This is a genomic window from Verminephrobacter aporrectodeae subsp. tuberculatae At4, assembly GCF_000193225.1.
GTDB lineage: Bacteria > Pseudomonadota > Gammaproteobacteria > Burkholderiales > Burkholderiaceae_C > Acidovorax > Acidovorax aporrectodeae.
In genome coordinates, this window is the sequence record NZ_AFAL01000734.1 from 1 (window position 1) to 3,432 (window position 3,432).

At 66.5% G+C, this 3,432-nt stretch carries 4 protein-coding genes; 1 reads left to right on the forward strand and 3 read right to left on the reverse strand.

The window, feature by feature from the left end; translation table 11 throughout:
• Together VTU_RS0120895 and VTU_RS0120900 are read right to left on the reverse strand one after the other, a co-directional pair.
• Nucleotides 1–838 (reverse strand): PilT/PilU family type 4a pilus ATPase (locus VTU_RS0120895; protein ID WP_010108283.1); only part of this gene is annotated, 838 nt, incomplete at its 3' end.
• 31 nt (nt 839–869) lie between these two features.
• Nucleotides 870–1,913, reverse strand: coding sequence for a type IV pilus twitching motility protein PilT (locus tag VTU_RS0120900; protein ID WP_010108284.1), 1,044 nt, complete (start codon nt 1,911–1,913; stop codon nt 870–872).
• Between the two features lie 132 nt (nt 1,914–2,045).
• Here VTU_RS0120900 and VTU_RS0120905 point away from each other — a divergent pair, with 132 nt between their 5' ends.
• Complete coding sequence (locus VTU_RS0120905; protein ID WP_010108289.1) at nt 2,046–2,762, forward strand: YggS family pyridoxal phosphate-dependent enzyme; 717 nt, start codon at nt 2,046–2,048, stop codon at nt 2,760–2,762.
• A gap of 22 nt (nt 2,763–2,784) precedes the next feature.
• Here the strand turns inward: VTU_RS0120905 and VTU_RS0120910 are convergent.
• A partial coding sequence (locus tag VTU_RS0120910; RefSeq protein WP_010108290.1) for a sulfite exporter TauE/SafE family protein occupies nt 2,785–3,432 on the reverse strand: 648 nt, incomplete at its 5' end.

Sequence of the window (3,432 nt, forward strand, 5' to 3'; positions counted from 1 at the left end):
CCTGTCGCGGGATCAGGCGCTGCGACACCATGGCGCGCAGGTTCAACGACAGATCCATCAACAGCTGGGTGCGCGAGTCTTCGGGGACGAAGTGGATGATCCGGTCCAGCGCCTGGTTGGCATTGTTCGCGTGCAGGGTGGCCAGGCACAGATGCCCGGTTTCGGAGAAGGCCACCGCGTGCTCCATGGCCTCCCGGTCGCGGATCTCTCCCATCAGGATCACGTCGGGCGCCTGGCGCAGCATGTTCTTCATGGCGACTGACCAGTTGTCGGTGTCCAGACCCACTTCCCTTTGCGTCAGCATGCAGTTCTTGTGCGGGTGCACGAACTCGATCGGGTCCTCCACCGTGATGATGTGGCCAAACGAGTGCTCGTTGCGCCAGTCCACCATGGCCGCCAGCGTGGTGGATTTGCCCATTCCCGTGGCGCCCACCAGGATGCACAGCCCGCGCTTGTGCATGACCACTTCCTTGAGCACCTGCGGCATTCCCAGGGCGTCTATGGTCGGCGGCATGAGCGGGATCGTGCGCAGCACCATGCCGACCCGGCCCTGCTGGATGAAGGCGCTCACCCGAAAGCGCCCGATGCCTGCGGGCGAGATGGCGAAGTTGCACTCCTTGCTGCGCTCGAAATCGGCCACCTGCTTGTCGCTCATGATGGAGCGGGCCAGCGTGAGCGTGTGGTTCGGGGTCAGGGGCTGCGGCGAGACCTTGGTCATCTTGCCGTCCACCTTGATCGCCGGCGGAAACTCTGCGGTGATGAACAGGTCGCTGCCATTGCGACTGAGCATCAGCTTGAGCAGGTCGTTGATGAATTTGCTCGCCTGGTCGCGTTCCATCAGAGTGGCTCCGGTATGCGCTGTGCGCGTATCAGCCCGAGAAGTTTTCGGGAATCTTGGCCTTGCTGCGCGCCTCGGTCGGGCTGATGATGTTGCGGCGCACGAGGTCGGTCAGGTTCTGGTCCAGCGTCTGCATGCCCACGCCGTTGCCGGTCTGTATGGCGGAGTACATCTGCGCCACCTTGGCCTCGCGGATCAGGTTGCGGATGGCGCTGGTGCCCAGCATGATTTCGTGCGCGGCCACACGGCCCGCGCCATCCTTGGTCTTGCACAGCGTTTGCGAGACCACGGCCTGCAGCGATTCGGAGAGCATCGCGCGCACCATCTCCTTTTCTTCGGAAGGGAACACGTCGATGATCCGGTCGATGGTCTTGGCCGCGCTCGAGGTGTGCAGCGTGCCGAACACCAGGTGGCCCGTTTCGGCGGCCGTCATCGCCAGGCGGATAGTTTCCAGGTCGCGCATCTCGCCCACGAGGATGGCGTCCGGGTCTTCGCGCAGCGCAGACTTGAGCGCGGCCGCGAACGATAGCGTCATCGGGCCCACTTCGCGCTGGTTGATCAGGCATTTCTTGGGCTCGTGCACGAACTCGATCGGGTCTTCCACCGTGAGGATGTGGCCGTACTCGGTCTCGTTGAGGTAATTCACCATCGCCGCCAGCGTGGTTGACTTGCCCGACCCCGTGGGGCCGGTCACCAGCACCAGTCCACGCGGCTTCAAGGCCAAGTCGGCAAAGATTTTCGGCGCGTTGAGCTGCTCCAGCGACAATATCTTGCTCGGAATCGTGCGGAACACGGCGGCCGCGCCGCGGTTCTGGTTGTAGGCGTTGACGCGAAAACGCGCCAGGCCTTCGATCTCAAACGAGAAGTCGATCTCCAGAAACTCCTCATACGTCTTGCGCTGGGAATCGCTCATGACGTCGGACACCATGGCGAGCACGGTCTTGTGATCGAAGGGCTCGACGTTGATGCGCCGCACGTCGCCGTGGACCCGGATCATGGGCGGCAGTCCCGCAGAAAGGTGCAGGTCGGATGCCTTGTTCTTGACGCTGAAAGCGAGCAGTTGGCTAATGTCCACGGTATCCCTCTTCATTCTCCTGGGCCAATGTCCTGCCCCGCAAATAACAGCCGTTTCATCTTGTGCTGCTATTTTCGGGGCAAAACACCGAGCTTTGGTTGCCCATCTTCTTTGCTAGGCTTGGCAACCATTATGACCACGATTTACGACAAGCTTCAACAGGTTCGCGGCAGACTTTCGCAAGCATGTGCAGCCGCCGGGCGCGACCCGGCCAGCGTTGCCCTGCTGGCCGTCTCCAAAACCTTCGGCGCCGACGCGCTGGCGCAGGCCGTGGCCGCCGGCCAGCGGGCCTTTGGCGAAAACTACATCCAGGAGGGCGTGGCCAAGATCGCCGCCCTGCGCGCGGCCCTGCCCGGTGCGGCGCTGCAATGGCACTGCATCGGCCCGATCCAGGGCAACAAGACGCGGCCCGTGGCCGAGCATTTCGACTGGGTGCACACCGTGGACCGGCTCCGGATTGCCGAGCGTCTGTCGGCCCAGCGCCCCGCGCATTTGCCGCCGCTTCAGGTCTGCATTCAGGTGAACGTGGACGGGGATCCGAACAAGTCGGGCGTGGCGCCGGCGGACGCGCCGGATTTGGTGCGCGCCGTTGCGCAACTGCCATGCCTGCGCGTGCGCGGGCTCATGAGCATTCCCGACCACACGCCTGATTTTGAAGCGCAGCGCGCCGTGCACCTGCGCGCCAAGCAATTGTTTGACCAGATACGCGGGCACGCGGAGCCGGGGCTCGAAGACTTCGACACCCTCTCCCTGGGAATGACCGCCGATCTGGAGGCCGCGGTCCAGGCCGGCAGCACGCTGGTGCGCGTGGGCACGGGAATCTTCGGCGGCCGGGATACCGCCCCCTGAGCCGCTGCGCGGCCCGCGGCGCTCATCGGCACCCGAGCGCCGGCGCGTGGAGCAGGTCCACCCAGAGCGCCCAGGCTGCCACCGCGCACAGCAGCGCCCCCGCCACCCGGCTTCCCCACTCGGTCCGGGCCGCATCGAGGCGGTTTCTGAGCCGGCCCCAGATCCATGGGCCGGCCACCAGCCACAGGCCGCTGCCGACGCCAAACAAGGCCATGCTGAGCGCCCCTTGCAGCAGCGTGCCGCTCAGTGCCGCGACCAACAGGGCCGAATACAGCAGCCCGCACGGCAGCAGGGCCCACAGAACGCCGGCCACGAGCACACCGCCCGGCGCCCTCACCAGGGGCTGCACCCGCGCCCACACGGCCCGCCCCGCCTGCTCCACCCACGCGGGCTGGCGCGACTGCAGCAGCAGCAACAGCCCCCAGGCCATGACGGCGACATGCACCAGGGTCCACGCCGGGCGCAGGGCCGCGGATTGGCGGGTAAGCCAGGCCAGACTGTCCATGGCCAGCGCCGCCAGGGCGCCTGCGGCCGCGTAGCCCGCGAGCCGGCCGGCGTGGAACGCCACGCTGCGCCAGGCCGCGTGCCCCCGGGCGACGGGGACCCCAGGCAGCGGCGCGGGCACGCGCGCACCGCCGGTCAGCGCCGCGCAGGGCGCCGAGCACATGGC